Raw genomic sequence first — 21,341 nt, forward strand, 5'->3', positions numbered from 1 at the left:
AATTCTAATGATTAACATGGAAAACATGGTCATTTGCCGTTGTGAAGAAGTTACCTATGGTGAGCTTCTATCGACAGCAAAGGAGCATAAGTGTACAGCAAGAGAATTAAAATTGAGAACCCGTGCCGGTATGGGATTTTGTGGTGGAAGAACATGCAGGGTTTCGGTGGATAAAATCATCGAAAATACAGTTCCAAATGCTTCTGCGGGGGACATCCTGTTAAAATATCAGCCTCCAGTTAGACCTGTGACTTTTGGATCGGTAGGTGAAAACCAATGAATAGAATATTAGATCACCCCATCCTAGGAAAAATAACAGATCGAAAAACGATTCCCTTCCAATATGATGGAACTACCTATGAAGCCTTTAAACATGAGACCATCGCCGCTGCTCTACTTGCAAACGGATTAAGAAAGCTGCGTGTTCACGAAGAAAGCGGAACACCTCGAGGGATTTATTGCAATATCGGCCACTGTATGGAGTGCCGGGTAACCGTTAATGGACAGGCAAACGTTCGAGCATGCTTAACAGTTGTAGAAAACGACATGGTCGTGGAGAGTGGAAAACAGCTACCAAATATAGTCAAAAGGATGGTGGAACAGGGATGAGTGATGTGATTGTGATTGGGGCTGGTCCTGCAGGATTAGCAGGAGCTATTGCTTCTGCAAGCAACGGCCTGAGCGTAACCGTTCTAGACGAATTTATCAAACCGGGCGGTAGATTACTTGGACAGTTGCACCAGGAACCATCTGGAGAATGGTGGAATGGCATTAAAGAATCGGAACGGCTATTTTTGGAAGCAAATAATTTATCTGTGGATATCCGCTGTGGTGTATCGGTATACAACTTAGAGAAAGATGAAAACCTCTGGAATGTCCACACAAACATCGGGACCCTTACTGCTCGGTATGTGCTGGTCGCTACTGGCGCAGCAGAATATCCAGTACCTGTTCCTGGCTGGACGCTTCCCGGGGTGATGTCAATTGGGGCCGCACAGGTAATGACAAATGTTCATCGAGTACAAGTTGGGAAAAAGGGGATTATTATCGGGGCTAATATTTTATCTTTTGCGATTTTAAATGAGCTGCAACTGGCTGGTATAAAGGTCGACCGGATTATCCTTCCTGAAAAAAATTCGATTAGCGGGAAAGCTGGGGAACCGGAAGAGGTGTTGAAGACACTATTACATGCAGCCCATCTTGCACCATCCCCGCTGATGCGGTTCGGGAGCCATTTTATGAAAAATAATTGGCTCAGAAAAATGGCCATTCACTTTTATCCTAAAAGTGGAATAAAGGTTAATGGCACGCCGCTTCAACTGCGGATGGCAGCAGTTGAGATTGTTGGGAAAGATCAGGTTGAGGGTGTTAAAGTGGCTAATACGGATGCAGCCGGTCAAGTGATACCAGGAACAGAAGTCATTTACGAGGCTGATTTTGTTTGCATTGCCGGAGGATTATATCCGCTTGCAGAGCTGGCTGCTGTTGCAGGATGTCCTTTCGAGTATATTCCTGAACTGGGTGGGCATGTTCCCTGCCACTCGGAAACGATGGAAACCCCACTCGGAGGACTTTTTGTAGCTGGGAATATCACTGGTATCGAAAGCGGGAAAATCTCCATGGCCCAAGGAACCATTGCAGGAATAGCCATCGCCAACCATGCCGGTAAAGTTTCAAGCACCATCGACCAACAGCTTCAACAGGCAGCCCAACAGGTTCGTTCAGTGAGAGAACAGGCAACGATACAATTTAATCCTGAAATTGACAAAGGCAGAAGCAAAATGAAGGAAATTTGGGAAACAAAGTTCGCGCCACCGGATAAGGATTATTCACACGAAAAAATAGTATAGTCAACTTATAAGAATCAGCCCCAAATTAGTGCCACTAATCCATATTAATACCCACGGCGGCCTATACACTAGGACACCCATGAAAGAGCTAGAGTGTGGAGATCATTATTTGAGAATTACCCTTAACTTCCTTGGCATTGAGGTAATGGACACCATTATTGCAGAGGCTTTAGACCTTTATCCATTGAAAGTACCAGGTATTGTTTCAAAAGTAAAAGAAGAAGCAATCCAAGCAGCTAAAAAAATGATAAAAACTCCAATCGCCAAGGCTTATTAATAAGGAAAGCTTCCTTCAAGAGGAAGCTTTTTCATTTCTATGCAAAACGATAATAAATCAAAAGGAAGGTTGCCAATGTAAAGACAAAATTCAAAAATACAAATACCATTTGAGAAATTTTCGTTCTATGGATGTTAATGGGCGGGTCATAAAACGATACTCCCTCTATGATGAAGATAATTAAGACGATATGAATCATAAGGTGTCCGATAATTTCAGTTACACCAAACAACATAGTCGTCGAAATAAATATCAACGTGAGCACAAATGCTAAAAGACGATTTAGGATTCCCACAATCAGCAAATAACCAACAACAAATTCGATAAATGCTGCAAGTACTACAAACGTCGCTGGAGGAAAACCAAACGTAGGGACACCATGCTGATGAATAATATCCATACTCATTGCAGGGTAGACCCATTTCTCAACGGCCACCCAGCACAAGGACAATCCGGTCCCTAAATATAGGAAAGGAAATCCCCAATCTTCTAGTTTCGTTTTTCCCACTAATAATACACCAATAATCGCTAGATAAAAGCCATAATCAAGCATATGAAATAAACCTGAACGGGTTAATTGGTATATAAATAAGCCCAGCAAGATAAGGGCACCAGCTTTTGTGGCATAATGATACGGAATCAATAACAGGATGATGGTTATCCACATTAAAATCCGTATCATTTGGTTCGCGATAGCAAATTCGGGCGCAAAAATAGTTCCTGCTAAAACCTGAATAATTAAGGCAAGTGCCGTTCCATATTTTAAAATGTATCGAGAAGATTTCCGGTATTTGTCCAAAACTTTATCAATTTTTTTGGTGAGCGGGATTTTATCAAGCACTGGCAAAAGCTGCGTCAATACAGCTAGCAGGGCGGCGACCAAAACGGTAATGGTCATAAACATCGGCGATAAGATGTGTTCTATTTCTTCCTTTTCCGGAGTAACTTCTGTAAACCACTTTACATGTGCATCAGTTAAAAAAGGCGAACAAATAATAATAAAAATCAACAATATGAAGATCATAGCTTTATTTTTCATTAGGACCTCCCAAAAAGCGTACTCCTCTATATCGTTTTCGGATGACTGCACAAATATTCTTTTCTAAGAAATATATACACATGTTCATTCACAGAAGAATATTTTTCTTCTATAATAAGTTGATGGCTCAAAATTATTAGGAGAACATGAATGTTAAAAGACTTTTTTTCAAATGTAACGATACTGATTGCTTCGTTTACAGTGATGGGGAAAATTTTAAAGAACAACCCATTACATCATTCCTCTACATATAGGACAAAAATTTATTGGGGAATCTGTTATGGTATTTTAGGAAATATCTTAATGTTATTTAGTTTTCAAATTAACCCCACTACCATTGCCGATTTGCGTCATCTTGCAATCGTAATTGCAGCTGCTTTTGGAGGATGGGTACCTGCAATCATTGCTTCTGGATTAATTGCTATTGGAAGAGTTGTTCTCTTTGGTTTGACTGACACTGCCATTGTTGCAGCTATGAGTGCATTCCTAACAGGTTTAGTGTGTGGTGGATTTTCTAAGTTTAACATTCCTCCAACCTTAAAGGCCTTTTATATGAACCTGATTGGTTTATTTTTTATTTCGATCGTCTTTGCCCTTTATATTGAAGATATAAAGACGCTTTTATATGTTTTAATGCTGCATTATATTATTTCTTTAATAGGCGGATTTTTCGCTTATCATTTATCGATTTACATCGCCAATTCAAATGCAGCCGTAAGAGAATTAAATCATAGCCTAATAAAATTACAGGAAAGTGAACAGAAATTAAATAAAGCAAATGAGTTTCTTAATCGATTATCTTATTTGGATGGCCTAACAGGCATTGGAAATAGAAGACATTTTGATGAAGTTCTTAACAAGGAATGGTCTAACCTGCAAAAAACGAATTCACCACTAACTCTTCTAATGTTTGATATCGATTATTTTAAGAAGTACAACGATACATACGGTCACCTCGCTGGAGACCAATGCCTGCAAATCATAACATCTGCACTAAAAGACCTTATTGCTAATATCCCATATAGCACATTTTGTCGATATGGCGGTGAGGAATTTGCCATTATCTTCACGAAAACGAAGTTGGATGTGGGCATCGCTATCACTGAATTGATTCAAAAGAAGGTGCAATCACTTAAAATTGCCCATCGCAACTCAGAAATATCTGATATTATTACCATCAGTATTGGCATTGCCACCATCATACCGAGCTCGGAAACTCAGCCAAAGGATTTAATCCATTTAGCGGATACTTGTTTGTATACCTCGAAAACAAAAGGAAGAAATACCATTTCAACTCCATAAATATAAACGGAAGGATTCTCCCTTATGTTTTATACATAATTCTACAATATCCTTCTCTTTTCATGTGTTTATTCGAAATAATTAGTAAATTTAGTTGTAAAAGGACTAAGTTAAATGTAAAATTTTCCTTATAAGCCCTTGGGACGGTGAAAAATAGATGGAAATTACTAAACACCTATTCTTAAATCTTTCCATTTTAATAATATTGCTCCTCTTTTGCTTAATTTGGCTGGACCGCAGCAGAAAAATTACATTATCAAAAACCACTATGATTATTATTTCTGTCCTAGTTTTATGGATTTGTATCCAGTTCTCCTATAATCCCGTTCCCTATGCACGATATGATTTAAGAATCATTCCAATTGTCATTGGCGGATTATATCTCGGAATCGGTCTGATTATTGTTGTTGCCATGATAATCATTAGAAGCTTTTATGGCTTGGACACAGGTTTGCTTGCAACAATCCTTCTTTACGTCCCGCTTGCGATAACTTTTTTCCGACTGACACCTTGGTTTTGGAAACAATCTTCTAATCGTCGAATATCAGTAGCTATTTTTTTAGGAATCATACTTGGAATCCTTACGACTTGGGGAGAATTAATTAGGTATACAGGCAGCCCATGGTATGATGTTTTACTTGCGTTCTTTGTGATCCCCCCGCTAGGTATTGGTCTTATTGCTTATTCAATCGAATATATCAAAAAAAGTGTAGAATTAAGACTTCAATTAATCAAAGTAGAAAAACTAAAAGCTGTTGAACAAATGGGTGCAGCCATTTCCCATGAAATTCGGAATCCACTGACTGCTGCAAGCGGGTTTGTTCAATTGCTAAACGATGACTATCTTCCAAGACATAAACGCAGAGAATATCTCTCGATTGTAAAAGATGAACTTCAATCTGCCGAGCGAGTCATTCAGGATTATTTAACATTTGCCAAGCCATCCTTAGCATCCATCGAAGAGCTTAATGTCAAAAATGAACTAAAACAAATCATTAACATCGTCACTCCGATGGCTAACCAAAATTCAGTGGAAATTATTACTGATTTTTCAGTGATTGGATTTATTAAAGGTGATAGACAACGCTTCCGTCAATGCTTTATTAATATCCTCAAAAATGCTGTAGAGGCAATGCCAAATGGCGGTCAGCTATATATTGAAACTAATTTTAGTCAAGATTATGTTACGATTTGTATCAAAGATACAGGTATAGGGATGACTTCCGAACAACTTGAACGACTTGGTGAACCCTATTATTCTACAAAAGGTAAGAACGGAACTGGGCTTGGAATGATGGTAGTTTATAGTATTGTACGTGCTATGCATGGTCTTATCAAAGTGGAAAGTGAACTCGGCGCTGGCACTACATTCTATATTAAATTTCCTACTATTACCTTGATCCAGAAGAGTGAAAATTGACGTATAAAGAAAAAATCGACAGGCATTGTACCTGTCGATTTTTTTAAGCATACATTTTGTTTTCTTCTTTTTGGAAAAAGCTCTTCATTGCATGGAATACATCCGCTTTTTGTTTGAGAATATAGTACCGGAATTGCTCATCCTTAATATTTTTGTATGCAGACATTAAAGTAGAATGACGATTATACTGATTTACCTCGCCGTATCCAAACATGTTTGAGACTTTCATTAATTCTTCAACCAGCTTGACGCAGCGTGCATTGTCAGATGTAAGGTTATCACCATCAGAAAAGTGGAATGGATAGATGTTGAATTTTCGTGGGTTATATTTGGCATCAATAATTTCTAGGGCTTTACGGTATGCGGAGGAACAGATGGTTCCGCCACTTTCACCCTTGGAGAAGAAATCCTCCTCTGTCACAACCTTCGCTTCTGTATGATGGGCAATGAATTCAATTTCAACTGTTTCATATTTTGTTCGTAGGAAGCGAGTCATCCAGAAGAAGAAACTTCTAGCCATATACTTTTCCCATATCCCCATTGATCCACTCGTATCCATCATGGCAATTACGACTGCCTTGGAATCTGGTTTAATTACTTCATTCCATGTTTTAAATTTTTAAATCGTCTTTGTAAATCGGATGGAAAGCAGGTTTTCCGTTCATTGCATTTCGCTTAAATGCAGACATCATGGTACGCTTTTTATCAATATTACCCATTAAACCTGTTTTGCGGATATCATTGAATTCAATATTTTCCACTAGATGTTCCTGTTCTTCTTTTCTTTTCAGATTTGGCAGCTCTAGTTGTTTAAACAAAGCTTCCTCTAATTCCATTAATGACACTTCAGCTTCAAAGTAATCCTCACCGGCTTGATCACCAGCGCCTTGCCCTTTTCCTGGACCTTTTTGCTGGCCTGTTCCGTCACGAGCAATTACGTCACCTACTTGGCTCTCACCGTCACCTTGGCCCACGTGTTTGTTTTTGTCATAATTGTAGCGGATTTTATATTCGTCCAATGAACGAATTGGAATTTTCACGACATCGCGTCCATTAGACATAATGATGCTTTCTTCTGTAATTAAGTCAGGAAGATTGTTTCGAATTGCCTCCTGGACTTTTTCTTGATGCCTTTGCTGGTCATCGTGGCCTTTACGGTGGAGGGACCAATCTTCTCTTGAAATCACAAATTGATGGTTATTGTCAGACAATGTAAACCCCTCCTTATGAATTTTTTGATTTGTTGAGTCACATTTTTTTTTCAAATGTCATAAAATAACCCGAGTGTAAAAATGCATATAATGTTGATTACTTTATCCTATGCAGAAGCCGCAAATAATTTACAAATTATTTTGACAATTGGGCTTATGCTTTTAAAAATGGACGAGCATTGTTAGAGTGATTTGCGCTCCACGAGAGAATGCTTTCAGCAGTTAGTTCGTATTGAAAAAAACAGACTGGCAGATCTTTCCGCCAGTCCATGCTATTTTTCTTGAAAAATCTAAATTAGCGGTTTAACAGGCTGCCAACATACCGTAGGAGTTCGTTTGCGGATGTTGAGTTATAGCCGTGTTCGTCAATTAATCTAGCAACAACATCATTAATTTTCTTTAACTGCTGCTCATCAGGCGTTTTGGATGAAGTGGTAATTTTCACAACATCCTTAAGGTCAGCAAATAATTTCTTTTGAATGGCTTCACGCAGTCTATCGTGTGAGTTGTAATCAAATCGTTTACCTTTTCTAGCAAAAGCAGAAATTCTTATCAAGATTTCTTCTCTAAATGCCTTTTTCGCATTCTCGGAAATACCAATTTGTTCTTCAATCGAACGCATTAGTTTTTCATCAGGATTGATTTCCTCACCAGTAAGCGGATCCCGAAGTTTAGCTTTGTTGCAATACGCTTCAACATTATCAAGATAATTGTCCATTAGGGTTTTTGCAGACTCTTCATAGGAATAAACAAAAGCTTTTTGAACTTCATTTTTGGCAATATTATCATACTCTTTACGAGCAACAGAAATATAATTCATATAGCGCTCACGTAGTTCAGCTGTGATTGAAGGATGTTGATCTAATCCGTCTTTTAATGAACGTAATACATCTAAAGCATTAATAGAAGGTACCTCTTTGCGGATAATAGTAGATGAAATTCGGTTAATGACATACCGCGGATCAATTCCACTCATTCCTTCATCTGGATACTCTTTCTTTAGTTCACTTACGTCAACTGCATTAAAGCCTTCAACATTTTCCCCATCATAAAGACGCATTTTCTTTACTAAGTCAATATCGCCTTTTTTAGGTTCTTTTAGGCGAGTTAGAATCGTAAACATCGCAGCTACACGTAATGTATGAGGTGCGATGTGCACATCCGATACATCACTTTCACTAATCATCTTTTCATAGATTCGTTCTTCTTGTGATACTTTTAAATTATACGGAATTGGCATAACGATAATCCTGGAATGCAAGGCTTCATTCTTCTTGTTCGAGATAAATGAGCGGTATTCCGTTTCATTTGTATGTGCTACAATCAGCTCATCAGCCGAAATTAATGCAAACCTGCCGGCTTTAAAGTTTCCTTCCTGCGTTAATGAAAGCAGGTGCCATAAGAATTTTTCATCACACTTCAACATCTCTTGGAATTCCATCATTCCGCGATTTGCTTTATTCAATTCACCATCAAAACGGTAGGCACGTGGATCAGATTCTGAACCAAACTCGGCAATCGTGGAAAAGTCAATACTTCCTGTTAAATCGGCAATATCCTGTGACTTCGGATCGGATGGGCTGAACGTTCCAATTCCAGTTCGCTTATCCTCGGAGAAAAAGATTCTTTCAACTAATACATCTTCAATTCTTCCGCCATATTCTTGCTCTAGCCTCATCATATTTAATGGCGAAAGATTTCCTTCAATTCGAATACCATATTCTTCATAGAAATCACGACGTAAATGATGAGGGATTAAATGAAGAGGGTCTTCGTGCATTGGGCAGCCTTTTATGGCGAATACAGAGCCTCTATCCGTATGAGAATAAGCCTCTAAACCACGTTTTAGCATGGTAACAAGTGTAGATTTACCACCGCTTACTGGACCCATAAGCAATAATATCCGCTTCCTTACATCCAGCCTTTTAGCCGCAGGATGAAAGTATTCCTCAACTAATCTTTCAAGTGACTCCTCTAAGCCAAATAATTGATTACCAAAGAAATTGTAATTCTTAGTTCCTTTCACTTCCTCAATTCCAGCGTCTTTGATCATATTATATACGCGTGAATGTGCAGATTGTGCTACCCATGGCTTCTCTTTTAACAACTGTAAATAATCTCCAAATGATCCTTCCCAACGTAGCTTTTCTTCCTCTTCTCGAAACATCTCAATTTTTTTTAGGATATCCATAAGGCCCTCCCCCTGTAGAGTTATCAGAGACGATTAATATACTCTATGCGCCAATGAACTTGAACATGCGTAACGTTGAAGTATTCTTGCCTATCTTTTTTGTTTTAAGAAAAGATTGGAATATTGCTCTTTTCATTTTTTCGAGATAGGCTATAATAAATGTATATGTGTCTAATTAAAGAAATATCTTAAAATTAAGGAGGCTTTACATAAGCATGGGAACTTTTCTAATTGTTTTAGTTATGGTGGCGTTTCTAGCAGCTATCTTTACAGCAGGTTATAATGATAAGCCAGGTTCAAATAAATAATATTTTTCCATCAAAATAGGCTGCCTTGGAGGCAGCCTCTTATTTTTGTAAAGCTTATTCGTTTTGTAAAAGCTGTACGCTTTTATCTCAAATCCATCTTATTTTTTTGAACAAATTCTTTCATATACATCCGTGTTTGTTTTTCAAGCATTTTCGCCATTTGCTCAGACCAGCGATCTTTCCGCTTGCCGTCAGTGCGCTGTTCATAATAGGTAGAAATGATTTGGTCGTATTCTTGAAGCTGTTGTAAATATACTTCTTTATTCTGCTCGTACTCCTCTTCATGATAAACATGCTCTAGTGGCAGCCTTGGCTTTTGATCATTAATACGTTCCGGATAACCGACTGTCATACCGAAAAGAGGAATGACTCTCTCTGGTGTTTTTAATAATTCCTTCACTGCCTCGAGATTATTGCGGATTCCACCTATGTAACAAATGCCCAGCCCCATCGATTCCGCTGCGATTGCCGCATTTTGTGCTGCTAATGCCGCATCAATTAGTGCCACCATAAATTTCTCTGTACTTTCAATTGAAGGGAGGACATCTTTCCTTTCCATTTCTCCAATGCGTTCATGCCGGCTTAAATCGGCGCAAAACACGAACAGATGACCATTCTGTGCAACATATTCTTGGTTTCCGGCAATCTCTGCAAGTTTTCGCTTCTTTTCCTTGTCCCTAATGCCAATAATCGAATAGGCCTGAATAAAACTAGATGTAGACGAAGCTTGTGCACAAGCAACAATTGTTTCAATTTGTTCATTACTTAATTGCTTGTCCTTAAAATCACGGATAGATCGATGATTTAATATGGTAGAAATGGTTTCATTCATTGGAAAACTTCCTTTCTATTTAGCAAAAAGAGGCCTTATCTTGGCCTCTCTAGTCTTATTTTAAATGACCATAATCTTGTTGGCGCAATGCTTCATAAATTAGAATCGCAGCAGTGTTCGATAAATTAAGCGAACGAATATTGTCATTCATCGGAATCCTCAGACTGACATCCTTATTATTTTCTATCACATCTTTCGGCAGCCCAGTCGTTTCCCGTCCAAAAATGAAAAAATAATCTTTATCAGGATTGCTATAGTCAAAGGAACTATAAGCCTTCTCGCCGAATTTCGTGATATAAAAAAACTCTCCGCCTTCATTCTTCTGATAAAAGTCATCGAGAGAATCATAATAAACAATGTTTACAAACTCCCAATAATCCAATCCAGCTCTCTTTAACATTTTATCATCCGTTGAAAACCCTAATGGACGAATTAGATGTAAGGATGTATCAGTTCCAGCACAGGTTCTAGCGATGTTTCCTGTGTTTGAAGGTATTTGCGGCTGATATAGAACTACATGTATTGCCAAGAATCTCACCTCATCAAAAAAACTCTCTCAACATTATACCACTATCCACCACCCAAACAAATTTTCTTAACCATCTACAATCGTGAAAAATTTATATTTAATATTTGGTGTGTAGGCGGATGAATCTTCATAGGCCCAATACCGCATACGGCTGTTGTATGTGTTCGCATTAACAAGCGGCATTCCATAGGCATCCTTACCCGTTACCATTGTGTTATGGTTATAACGGCCATCTCCCTCGAAATCATAGCAGATGACATCCCCTAGTAACAATTGATCCGGGGAGCTGACCTCCCTCGCCCTTAAGCCACTTTTAGAATTACCTAAATACAGACGTAATGAATGAGCCACTGTCCAGCTGTAACTCCAATTGTTATTTCGGAACCACCATCCTGTTCCTTTGCCAGGATAACCCCTCATCGGCGCTCCCCCAGCGTGAAGACATTGCGAGACATAATTTGTACAGTTGTTCTCAAAAGCCTTATAGGCAGGATTGTGGCTATTCCACCAGCGTTCCGCATATTGAACAGCTTTTAAACGATTATACTGGTAACTATTCCGCTCCACGTGTTCATCCTCTGCCATGATTTCCAGCTCGGGCTGCTTAACATAAGGATTCATTTCTTTATCCATAATCAAATCATTTTTAAAAAACTTGCACATTCGTACTTCTACTTCTTCCTCTTGGTATAGCGTTCCTTTTTGTCTAATCAGGTATTGGTAATGAACCTGGTAGAGCGTGGTTTGAAAGTCCCCGTCTACAGATTGATTGATAATGTCCCCTCGAGCCTTCACCTTGACGATTTCCGCGGAACGTTTCGCTAAAGACTCTAGCTTTTGTTCGGCCTTTTCATAATTCCCCGATTGCCTCTTATTCTTTGAAACAAATTGTTCAACTCGACCATCAAACAATTCTTGGAGTGATTGATCCATCTTCATCTCCCCCTTCTGTTTCATACATATGTGTATAAGGTTAATTTAATCAAAAAAAATGAGCAAAGACAGATTGTCCATTGCTCATTTAGTTCTTTAGTTTTAGTATGCTTTTTTCAATTTCATTCTTCACTTCGAAATCGGTTTCTGTTGCCGCTGCCTTTTCCAGTGCTTCAATTGCTTCTGGGCTGCCTATTTTCCCGAGAGCCCAAGCAGCGGTTTCCTTTAGAACATTACTGGTTTCATTTTCTAAAACAGCCTGTAAATCAGGGACGGCAGTTTCGTCCTTGAAATGTGCCAGCGCGATGATCGCATTGCGCTGAATCGGCTTTTTGCCTCTCCACGATCCTGCTGCTGATCCAAATTTGTTCTTAAATTCACGATTACTCATTTTTAACAACGGTCGGAGGAGTGGCTTGGCTATCTCGGGGTCTGCCTCCATTTCCTCATGGAAGTGAAAATCCTTTCCTTTATTGACTGGGCAGGACGTTTGGCAGGAATCACAGCCATATACGCGATTACCAATCTTATCTCTAAATTCTTCGGGAATAACAGCTTTCGTTTGTGTTAAAAAGGCGATACAGCGCTGAGCATTAATTTGGCCGCCTTGTACCAGCGCTCCGGTCGGGCAGGCATCGATACAAGCTGTACAGGAACCGCACTGATCCTCCATCGGTGAATCTGGAACAAAAGGAATGCTGGTAATCATTTCGCCTAGATATACGTAAGATCCATACTCTGGCGTCATAACTGCGCAGTTTTTACCGCTCCAGCCAATCCCAGCCCTCACGGCAACTGCACGGTCAGAAAGCTCACCTGTATCGACCATTGATTTAAGACGAGCATCCGGTACCTTTGCTAAAATAAACTCTTCCAGCTTTTTTAACCGATCTCGTAAAATATGATGATAGTCCAATCCCCATGAAGCACGTGAAAAAAAACCTCTCCGCTCGCCTCTTTTCCCTTCAACACGAACTTTCATTTTCGAAGGATAGGCTAAAGCGATAGAAATAATTGAACGTGGTTCTGGAAGTAGTAAAGCTGGTGTTACCCGTTTTTCAATATCCGGCTCTTCAAAACCTGATTGGTACCCAAGCTCCTGTTGGCGAATCAGTCTATTCTTTAACTCAGTGAAAGGATCTGCAGTGGTAAAACCAATCTTATCAATGCCAATTGTTTTGCTATACTCAATGACTTCCTTCTTCAATTGGTCAATATTCATATGAAAACCTCCCTTCTTCAAAAATATCTATAGTAAGCCGTTAATTTTTCGGTACACATCTCATTATGATAAACTATTTTTATGAAATTTTGGAGGTGGAATGATTGGAAATTCAGCTTTCGTCAGAAATCATTAGCAAGATTCCCAATTTTAAGCTTGGAGTCATCGAATACAAAGATATTACCGTCGGTGATTCCCCACAAATGGTAAAAGGAAGACTGCAGCTTTTTCAAGAGTCGATTTACTTTGATTTAGAAAATAAAAATCTAACAGAGTTTCCAGGAATACAAGAATGGCGCACTATTTTTAAAACATTTGGCAAGGACCCTAACCGTTATCGCCATTCGGCAGAGGCTCTATACCGCAGAGTCCAGAAACAGAATTATCTTACCACAGTCCAAAGTGCCATTGATATCAATAACTTTTTTTCCCTGCAATATCAAGTGCCGATTGGTATTTATGATAGCGATCAATTAGAGGGAACGATTAAAATCAAGGTAGGTAAGGCCGGAGAAGAATATTTAGGTTTGAATGGCCGGATGAATTCATTAGAAAATCTGATTGTCTCATCGGACGAGCTTGGACCATTTGGGAGCCCTTTTGTAGATTCCAATAGAGCACCGGTAACAGAAGCTACCAAAAACGCATTGCAGATCATCTATTTACAGCCTTCTACAACAATGAATAGTGCTGAAAGACTGACAGAGTCATTGATGAAGATGTTTACTCAGATTCATGGTGGTGACGCAAAGTACTATATCATAGGCAGCCATTAACGCCGCCTTATAAAACAGCTTAAAAATAAAAAAACGCAATGCATCGTTCTCAAGTAACGATACACTGCGTTTGGTAATATGTATGGAGCGGGTGATGAGAATCGAACTCACGACATCAGCTTGGAAGGCTGAGGTTTTACCATTAAACTACACCCGCACAAAAGTAAGTATTAACAACAGATGAAGAACTTAAACACAGTTACTATATTACAAAGTTTTCACTCTATCGTCAAGAGCAATTTGCGTTTTTTGTCGAAAAAAATCATTAAACAAAAAACATCCGATTGGACATTTTTGTTTAATGATATGCCAGCGTAAAAGTATAAATACCATTAATAAAATTTTTCCTTATATAAATTTCTAATACATTAAAATAGGCACCGTTACCGAACAAGTAATAATAAAATCTGTGAAGGATAGTAATAGGTATATTTAATCTGTCTGCTCATGAACCTCTATTATTCCAACGAAATCTTTATAACATCATCCAAATATTTTGTTGCGTTATATCCATAAATCTCCAGCCTTTTAGGGATTACATTTTCTCCTGCGGTGTTACTATGTAACTCCGTGGTTTGAACTGTAATGAAATGACGGGGCTGCTCGATTTCTTCAAATGGGACAGGTTGATTCGCATCATATTCGACCCCATTTTTATCAATAAGTACGCCTTCAGAACTCATCTCCAATGAACTAATATCATTTTCATCCTCACCGACAATTTGAAAGTTCAACGTCTCATATGCACGGTTCTCAATTTCATGATTGCTGATGACAACTTTGGTGGGTTGTCCAATTTCCACCTTGTCGATGGAGATTGTACTTCCCGCATATTCAAATGTTTGAGGATATACCTGAGAAGCATCCAGTTCAATGTTTTTTGGGTCATCATATGATAAATGAACTAAATCCAGTTGAATGTTAACCTCCTTCAGCTTTTCTCCAAAAAGAGGGCCAAAGTGTTTTTGAAAAGTAAACCAATTTACGTCTTGCTGTGAATCAAAAAATGATCCTCGATACATATCAGATTTCAGTATTTTATTGTTTACTTCCAGATTGTCAAAATTAAGATCATCTATCCGTTTCTTTGCCTGTTTATTACTAACACTATATTGCAGAATTGTCGCTGTAGGAGCAATGGTTAGTTTATTAAAACGAACCGGAATTCCTTCGACCTCAATTTCTTCATCAAGTGCATATTCGACGGAAGGCTGTTTTGTTACAGGAATTTCGAAGTTCCACTCACCAGATTTATATTCCATGTTCCCATAAGCACTAAAACCATTGGGGTCCGAGGAATTACGAACCAATTTGTGAAGTTTTGTGATCTTCAGTTTGATCGTCCCGTTATTACCTTTTAGTGGCAGGAGACTCATCTTCCCTTGAAACACATTCTTTTCTTCCTTATTTACATCCGATTCGAGGTCGGGAGGATAGTAGCTTTGATATCCTTCAGGACTCATAATTTCATCTTGGTTTTCTACAAAAATACCTTCAAAGTTTTCCATTGCATATTGATTGTCCTCTTCCGCATCCTCTATCTCATAAAAAATAATCGTCTGCACTTCATCAGCAATCGCGCTTTTTATCTTTATTTTTATCCCGCTGCTTTCGGCTTCAAGGTTCAAGGGTTCTCCCAGGTCCTGTTGAAGAAATGTACGCAATTCCTGATCCTCTTCTGCCCAGGTATAATAAAGGTTGGAAAACGCCCTAGTAAAAAATTCTACACCTATTAATAATGCGAGTACACCTGCAAAAACAAGTCCTATTCTTGCACGTTTCTTGTTCTTCTGTTGTCTGTGCTTTTCCTTTTCTGCCAGCCTATCTTTTACATTTTCTATGAAACCAGCTGGCATATATAATTCTTTCATCCTTTCAGGAAGATTTAACAAGGTTACCATGACTTCCTGAAAGGATGCCAAATCCTCCTGACACTCTTGGCAATGATATAGATGTTTCTCTAAATCAATCTTTCTCTGCCGGTCTAGCGTTCTTTCTAAGTAATCGATGTAAACCTCATGATACTCCTTACAGCCATTGTAGGTTGCTCCGTTTCCCATTTCTTTTCTAAATAACTGGATTCCGTAAAATAAAAGCTCTTTCAACTTCCCCTCAGAAACTTGGAGAAGTTTTGCAGCTTCTTCCTTTGAGATTCCTTTAACATATGTAAGGACCATCGCTTCTCTCTCATTCTCTTTCAATTGATCAAGTGCGTTAAATAACTCTTGTTGTTCTTCACTTTTTTCTGAAACTTGTAAACTCCTACCAACAGAAAGCCCTCGGCAGGTATGTATAAAAATAGATGTAACCCACGTTTCGAATGATGTTTCTCTTTTAAATTGAGGCAACTTCTTGTGAACTTTTATAATTGTCTGGTAAAAAAGGTCTTCCATTTGCTCCTGATTCCGAAGATAGGACCAACCGAGCGTATAAAACGAATGTTTATGCTGATCGAACCAATCGACAATGGAATCCACGCCTTTTTCTCTTATCGGAGTGATTGAACTAGATTCTATTTTTGGAATCATAAACGTATTTCCCCCTTTGACTCTCTTACCTCCAATATAACAAAATTTGGTTACTAAATCTCTTTATCGACGCAAGTTCTCTTCTATACCAAATATAATCATCCCTAGCTACAATTTTTCCTCTTGTTGATGAACATGCATCATTATTTTTGTTACATACTGTTCCTTTTGGTTTTTGACAACTGTATCATAAATATATTCTTCAAAAACGTATTCACCTAAAACTAAATTTAAATGTTCCATCTCTGATAATAGTCGCTTATATGTTTTATGTATGGTTTTCTCATCCCCAATATGATATCCAATAAGGAAGTTTCCCTTAACGGCTTTTAAATACGGATATCCTTTTTTGGGATTAGGTTGTTCGATATATAAATAGCTATAATTTGTGAATTCTCCCTTTAATACATGCTCGCGTTTGGTTATCACACCTATTGGATAACCTGTATCAAGCTTTGATATGTACAATTCATCAATAAAATCTGAAATGACTTTTACAAATTCTTCATCACTTATGTTTTCAATATTTTTACTTAAATAGAGAGTTGCTTCTGGTAATTGCTCAAGGGAAATTTGTTGAAAATCAAGTTGTGAGGCCTCTACCATTAAATTTATTTTTGCCTGAATAATTTTTTCCCTCATTTCAATCTCCTGCCGCTTTTTCACAATTTCTTCTTTTTGTTGATACATTAAGGACAAAAAACTTTCAGGTGATTTATTTTGCATATATTGATGAATGTCATTTAGAGACATACCAAGACTCTTTAATAAATCAATAACAAAGAATAGCTCTATTTGGCGAATGGAATAATATCGGTATCCTTTTTCATTTTTCAATAAAGGAGACAAAAGTCCTATTTTATCGTAATAAAAAAGTGTCTGTTTATTTACTTTACAAAGCTTTGCAAATTCTCCAGTGGTTAGGTATTTTCTATTTTTATTTATCATTTTTTACATCACCATCCTTGACTATATAGTTACTATATACACTAGGATAAAAACTGTAAACAACTGAGAACCATACAAGACACTGTGTGGTATTCGATTTAGTTAAGGAGAATGTAAAGATGAAAAATAATAAAGTCACCTTAGGATTACTATTAATGAATTTATTTATTGCCTTTTTGGGTATTGGTTTAGTGATTCCGGTATTACCTACACTCATGAATGAATTAGGTATTTCAGGAACAACGATTGGGTATTTAACGGCAGCCTTTGCGATTGCTCAATTGATTGTTTCACCATTTGCAGGAAAAGCAGCAGATAAATTTGGTAGAAAAATTATGATTATCATAGGGTTATTTATTTTCGGATTTTCTGAATTTTTGTTCGGAATAGGTAAAGAAATCGAAACGTTATTCATTTCCCGCATTTTAGGTGGAATTAGTGCCGCTTTCATAATGCCTGCTGTAACAGCCTTTATTGCAGATATTACCAATTTGGATACACGCCCTAAAGCACTTGGTTATATGTCAGCTGCAATAAGTACAGGATTTATCATTGGTCCAGGGATTGGTGGATTTTTAGCAGACTTTGGTATACGTGTACCATTCTTTTTTGCAGGAGCCCTTGGTGTGACCGCTGCAATTCTATCGATTATTTGTTTATCTGAGCCAAAACGTGCTGATGAAGAAATTGAAAAATCTTCGAGAGGAAAACTTGGCTTCAAACGTGTTACTGAACCAAAGTATCTCATTGCTTTTTTACTAATTTTTATTGCTTCATTTGGGTTAGCAGCTTTTGAATCATTCTTTAGTCTTTTTGCGGACCATAAATTTCAATTTAAACCTTCCGATATAGCCGTAGTGATCACAGGTGGTGCAATTTTTGGAGCAATTTCTCAAGTCTTACTCTTTGATCGACTTACACGAGTTTGGGGAGAAATAAAGCTGATTCGATACAGTTTGATTTTATCTGCAGTACTTGTTTACTTAATGACAGTAGTCCAATCGTATTTGTCTATCTTGCTTGTTACATTTATTGTTTTTGTTGGATTTGACTTATTCCGACCGGCTGTTACGTCATATCTTTCAACGATTGCAGGAAATGAACAAGGTTTCGTTGGTGGCATGAACTCTATGTTTACAAGTTTAGCAAACATTAGTGGACCCATTTTAGGAGGGATGTTATTTGATATGGATATTAACTACCCTTACTACTTTGCCACAATGATCATAACACTAGGAATTATTTTAACATTGTTCTGGAAGAAGCCAGCCAATGATTCTTCTGAATTAAAATTGAAGGCTAGTAGTAGCTGATTTGTAAATGAATAAATGATAAAACCAACATTTTTTAAGCACGAACAAGCCAAAAATAAACCAGTTTTGATTGATAACTAGTTTATTTTTGGCTTTATGCTGTGTTTATTGCCGAGCTAAAGCATTCATACTAGCTCTTTCTTTCTTTCCGTGCAATAAAAAGTAAAGACCAGAAGATAGAATCACTACAACTCCTAGAATCATATAAAGAGTACTATAGCTAGAAAAAGGAAGGACGAAGCCTAGCAAATAAGGACCAAATCCAAGCCCAGCGTCAAGGAATATAAAGAAAGTCGACGTGGCAAGACCCATACGTTGAGGAGGTGTCAGTTTAACAGCGATTGCCTGAGTGCACGACTGCATATTCCCAAATCCGAGACCAATCAGTATACCCGCAAATAACAAAGTGATGCTGTTGTGGGCTGAACCTAAAAGCAGCATTCCTGCTGTAAAAAGAACAAAGGCTGGATACATCACATAGTTTGCCCCTTTCACGTCCAATAAACGGCCTGTGAATGGGCGCGAAATTAATACTGCTATAGAATACACAAGAAAGAAGAAACTTGCTGCACGAACCTGGTTAATTTCAATTGCATAGAAATTAATAAACGACAGAACACTCGAGTAACAGAACCCGATAATTAACGTAATCAATGCAATCGGAACTGCTTTTGGCTCAATAAAACGAGAAAGTTTGACACCTTTCACTTCATTTGTCTTTGTTGCTCCTTCCAGTGCCGGCACATTTACAAAGAAGGCTGTAATCAAACTGAAGATTCCCAAAGACATGCAGAGACTAAAAATGGATTGAGTGCTAGTATGTTGGCTCATATATAGTCCAATGAACGGTCCTATTGCTGTAGCCAATGTGGAACTCATACTATAATAACCGATACCTTCTCCTTTTCTACTTTTTGGAATAATTTGAGCCACAATGGTTCCTGTGGCTGTGCTTGCGATCCCCAGAGTAATACCATGTAATAGCCGCGTAATAAGCAGGAAGGTGATTCCCAAATGGATAAAATATAATGACGTTGTTAAAATATAAAGAATTAATCCAATAAACAATGTTCTTTTACGACCAATTGAATCGATACTGCGGCCAATAAACAGACGCCCAATTAGTGTTCCTACTATGAAAATCCCGGTAACAAGCCCGGCCTGGCTTGCAGAAGCATGGTATTCATCTACGGCAAAAACACCTATTATCACGATTAATAAATAAAAGACTAACGTTAACAAAAAATTAACGCTGGATACAATGATAAAATCCTTTGTCCATAATTTTGGTTTACTCACTTTTACTTCCATCGCCTTTCATAATATTTACCTGTATTTTAGGGAGCGTTTGAAACAAAATCATTTGATTTTCATGTGCGATGCCATCCATAATACTATTTTCTAGTGCGGTTATTTTATTTCTACATGCTTGGTAAATTTCTTCTCCTACTTCTGTAATCTGAATGACTTTCTCACGCTTATCCATTCCAGGAATTTGCTTCACAATTTGGAGATCCTCCAAACGTTGAACTCTCCTCGTAATGGTTGGTTTTTCCACATTATATTGATTTGCAATATCTACAAGTGTCGAAGGTCCATTGTTTTTTATATAAAAAATTACTTGCCATAAAGAATAAGAAAGCTCATAAGTACTCATTAGTTCATTTAATTTAGTTATAAGTGGTCTATACAGACTTAAATACCTCTGAAAAAAACCTTCCAATTTCTTCTCCTCTTCTCCTGTAAATTAGTTACCATAGATAACTATTGCCGAAGATAACCATATATTTTTTTTAAAAAAATGTCAAGTGGTATGGCTTTTTCTAAGCACTTGATTGAATCATAATGAGATCCCATTTATTCTAGAAAGGCATGCTCAAAACTAGGTACCTAACGTATATTGTTGATAACTACCTTTTCAGGAGAGATGTGTTTTGTACAACTATAATCGTCCATATTTGAACCACTTCTATGACGGTTATTACAATACTATGACTATCAATATCTAACCAATGGAAGTCACTACTGGTATAGAAATAATCGCCTGCAACGAGAGTTAAATTTTTTTTCTAAAGAGGAAGCAGCAGCAATTGCTTTACTTTTAGGAATTGATTTTAATAAAAGCAAGTTTGATTCAGATGAGTTTTGGATGGGAGTAAATATAGAGCTTGAACATGGAAAAATATCCAGCCAAACTAATGTCACAGGAGATAATCCAATTACTACTGGAAAAATTGCATTGGCTCATCTTAATGAAATTCCTGATTATTACAAAAGATTAAAGGTACTTGAGGAAGAAGCAAAGGCCTCTTGGAACGAATAATTAATTGGATAACTTAAAATTGTAAGGTTCTTCGTGATTCCTCAAAATGAGGTTAAGTAAGTGCGATTTAATATTTTGAATTTTTAATCTAATGCTATATTAATAAATTATATTGACTCCCCATTTCACTCGTGATAAATTATTTTTTAATAATTAAAGTCTATGACGAGAAAGTGCACAAACTCGTCCCAATTTAGGGGCGGGTTTTTTTATACATAAATGGAGAAATTAACATTCGGGTTATTAAATTTACATAAAAAGTATGTGTCTGTTTTCGAAGAAACTTTAACCCCACATTCTACCATTTCAAGTAATCATACTATATTTATTTAAAGGGGT

General features: G+C 37.6%; 19 protein-coding genes, 1 tRNA gene and 1 pseudogene. 9 read left to right on the forward strand and 12 right to left on the reverse strand.

All coding sequences use genetic code 11. From position 1 onward, the window contains the following. Positions 1-7: 7 nt before the first annotated feature. From QFZ31_RS15190 to QFZ31_RS15205, 4 genes are all read left to right on the forward strand, one after another. Positions 8-280 (forward strand): (2Fe-2S)-binding protein, encoded by a 273-nt coding sequence (locus tag QFZ31_RS15190; protein ID WP_063253670.1) that lies wholly within the window; start codon positions 8-10, stop codon positions 278-280. Next, positions 277-609, forward strand: coding sequence for a (2Fe-2S)-binding protein (locus QFZ31_RS15195; RefSeq protein ID WP_307304059.1), 333 nt, complete (start codon positions 277-279; stop codon positions 607-609). The genes QFZ31_RS15190 and QFZ31_RS15195 overlap by 4 nt, the downstream gene beginning before the upstream one ends. After that, positions 606-1,850 carry an NAD(P)/FAD-dependent oxidoreductase gene (locus tag QFZ31_RS15200; RefSeq protein WP_307304060.1) on the forward strand — a complete coding sequence of 415 codons (1,245 nt, stop codon included), beginning with the start codon at positions 606-608 and terminating at the stop codon, positions 1,848-1,850. The genes QFZ31_RS15195 and QFZ31_RS15200 overlap by 4 nt, the downstream gene beginning before the upstream one ends. Positions 1,851-1,959: 109 nt before the next feature. Next, positions 1,960-2,127: a hypothetical protein gene (locus tag QFZ31_RS15205; RefSeq protein ID WP_307304061.1), complete on the forward strand. Its 168-nt coding sequence runs from the start codon at positions 1,960-1,962 to the stop codon at positions 2,125-2,127. A 37-nt stretch (positions 2,128-2,164) separates the two neighbouring features. Here QFZ31_RS15205 and QFZ31_RS15210 read toward each other — a convergent pair whose 3' ends face one another. Continuing rightward, positions 2,165-3,166 (reverse strand): DoxX family protein, encoded by a 1,002-nt coding sequence (locus QFZ31_RS15210; RefSeq protein ID WP_307304063.1) that lies wholly within the window; start codon positions 3,164-3,166, stop codon positions 2,165-2,167. 150 nt (positions 3,167-3,316) lie between these two features. Between QFZ31_RS15210 and QFZ31_RS15215 the strand changes: the two genes are divergently transcribed. Together QFZ31_RS15215 and QFZ31_RS15220 are read left to right on the forward strand one after the other, a co-directional pair. Further along, complete coding sequence (locus tag QFZ31_RS15215) at positions 3,317-4,468, forward strand: GGDEF domain-containing protein (protein WP_307304065.1); 1,152 nt, start codon at positions 3,317-3,319, stop codon at positions 4,466-4,468. Positions 4,469-4,625: 157 nt separating this feature from the next. Next, positions 4,626-5,888 carry a HAMP domain-containing sensor histidine kinase gene (locus tag QFZ31_RS15220; RefSeq protein ID WP_307304067.1) on the forward strand — a complete coding sequence of 421 codons (1,263 nt, stop codon included), beginning with the start codon at positions 4,626-4,628 and terminating at the stop codon, positions 5,886-5,888. A gap of 43 nt (positions 5,889-5,931) precedes the next feature. On the opposite strand, the pseudogene yhbH reads toward QFZ31_RS15220, so the two are convergent. From yhbH to queG, 6 genes and pseudogenes are all read right to left on the reverse strand, one after another. Then, positions 5,932-7,099 (reverse strand): annotated as a pseudogene (gene yhbH, locus QFZ31_RS15225) (sporulation protein YhbH). A 295-nt stretch (positions 7,100-7,394) separates the two neighbouring features. Then, on the reverse strand, positions 7,395-9,290 hold the full coding sequence (locus QFZ31_RS15230) for a PrkA family serine protein kinase (protein ID WP_179598083.1): 1,896 nt from the start codon (positions 9,288-9,290) through the stop codon (positions 7,395-7,397). Between the two features lie 390 nt (positions 9,291-9,680). Continuing rightward, the gene (gene nfsA, locus QFZ31_RS15235; RefSeq protein WP_307304069.1) at positions 9,681-10,430 is read right to left on the reverse strand and encodes an oxygen-insensitive NADPH nitroreductase; all 750 of its coding nucleotides are present in this window, start codon (positions 10,428-10,430) and stop codon (positions 9,681-9,683) included. Positions 10,431-10,485: 55 nt separating this feature from the next. Further along, complete coding sequence (trmL, locus tag QFZ31_RS15240) at positions 10,486-10,959, reverse strand: tRNA (uridine(34)/cytosine(34)/5-carboxymethylaminomethyluridine(34)-2'-O)-methyltransferase TrmL (protein WP_179598086.1); 474 nt, start codon at positions 10,957-10,959, stop codon at positions 10,486-10,488. A 66-nt stretch (positions 10,960-11,025) separates the two neighbouring features. Then, positions 11,026-11,892 (reverse strand): amidase domain-containing protein, encoded by an 867-nt coding sequence (locus QFZ31_RS15245; RefSeq protein WP_307304071.1) that lies wholly within the window; start codon positions 11,890-11,892, stop codon positions 11,026-11,028. Between the two features lie 88 nt (positions 11,893-11,980). Continuing rightward, entirely contained in the window at positions 11,981-13,114 is a 1,134-nt protein-coding gene (gene queG / locus QFZ31_RS15250; RefSeq protein ID WP_307304072.1) for a tRNA epoxyqueuosine(34) reductase QueG, read from the reverse strand. A 104-nt stretch (positions 13,115-13,218) separates the two neighbouring features. Between queG and QFZ31_RS15255 the strand changes: the two genes are divergently transcribed. Next, complete coding sequence (locus tag QFZ31_RS15255; protein ID WP_307304073.1) at positions 13,219-13,890, forward strand: B3/4 domain-containing protein; 672 nt, start codon at positions 13,219-13,221, stop codon at positions 13,888-13,890. Positions 13,891-13,973: 83 nt separating this feature from the next. Here QFZ31_RS15255 and QFZ31_RS15260 read toward each other — a convergent pair. The 3 genes from QFZ31_RS15260 to QFZ31_RS15270 all read right to left on the reverse strand — a co-directional run bounded on the left by QFZ31_RS15260 (position 13,974) and on the right by QFZ31_RS15270 (position 17,366). Beyond that, positions 13,974-14,047: transfer RNA gene (locus QFZ31_RS15260), tRNA-Gly, on the reverse strand. 301 nt (positions 14,048-14,348) lie between these two features. Beyond that, a complete protein-coding gene (locus QFZ31_RS15265) occupies positions 14,349-16,418 on the reverse strand; it encodes a DUF4179 domain-containing protein (protein ID WP_307304075.1) in 2,070 nt (689 codons plus the stop codon). A 108-nt stretch (positions 16,419-16,526) separates the two neighbouring features. Continuing rightward, positions 16,527-17,366: a MerR family transcriptional regulator gene (locus QFZ31_RS15270; protein WP_307304077.1), complete on the reverse strand. Its 840-nt coding sequence runs from the start codon at positions 17,364-17,366 to the stop codon at positions 16,527-16,529. 119 nt (positions 17,367-17,485) lie between these two features. Here QFZ31_RS15270 and norA point away from each other — a divergent pair, with 119 nt between their 5' ends. Beyond that, complete coding sequence (gene norA, locus QFZ31_RS15275; RefSeq protein WP_307304079.1) at positions 17,486-18,679, forward strand: multidrug efflux MFS transporter NorA; 1,194 nt, start codon at positions 17,486-17,488, stop codon at positions 18,677-18,679. A gap of 105 nt (positions 18,680-18,784) precedes the next feature. Here norA and QFZ31_RS15280 read toward each other — a convergent pair whose 3' ends face one another. Further along, a complete protein-coding gene (locus tag QFZ31_RS15280) occupies positions 18,785-19,990 on the reverse strand; it encodes an MFS transporter (RefSeq protein ID WP_307304081.1) in 1,206 nt (401 codons plus the stop codon). Next, the gene (locus tag QFZ31_RS15285; RefSeq protein WP_307304082.1) at positions 19,971-20,402 is read right to left on the reverse strand and encodes a MarR family winged helix-turn-helix transcriptional regulator; all 432 of its coding nucleotides are present in this window, start codon (positions 20,400-20,402) and stop codon (positions 19,971-19,973) included. Before QFZ31_RS15285 ends, QFZ31_RS15280 begins: the two co-directional genes overlap by 20 nt. A 366-nt stretch (positions 20,403-20,768) precedes the next feature. Here QFZ31_RS15285 and QFZ31_RS15290 point away from each other — a divergent pair, with 366 nt between their 5' ends. Then, positions 20,769-21,002 (forward strand): DUF5661 family protein, encoded by a 234-nt coding sequence (locus QFZ31_RS15290; protein ID WP_307311587.1) that lies wholly within the window; start codon positions 20,769-20,771, stop codon positions 21,000-21,002. Positions 21,003-21,341 lie beyond the last annotated feature (339 nt).

It is taken from the genome of Neobacillus niacini, from assembly GCF_030817595.1.
GTDB lineage: Bacteria > Bacillota > Bacilli > Bacillales > Cytobacillaceae > Neobacillus > Neobacillus niacini_G.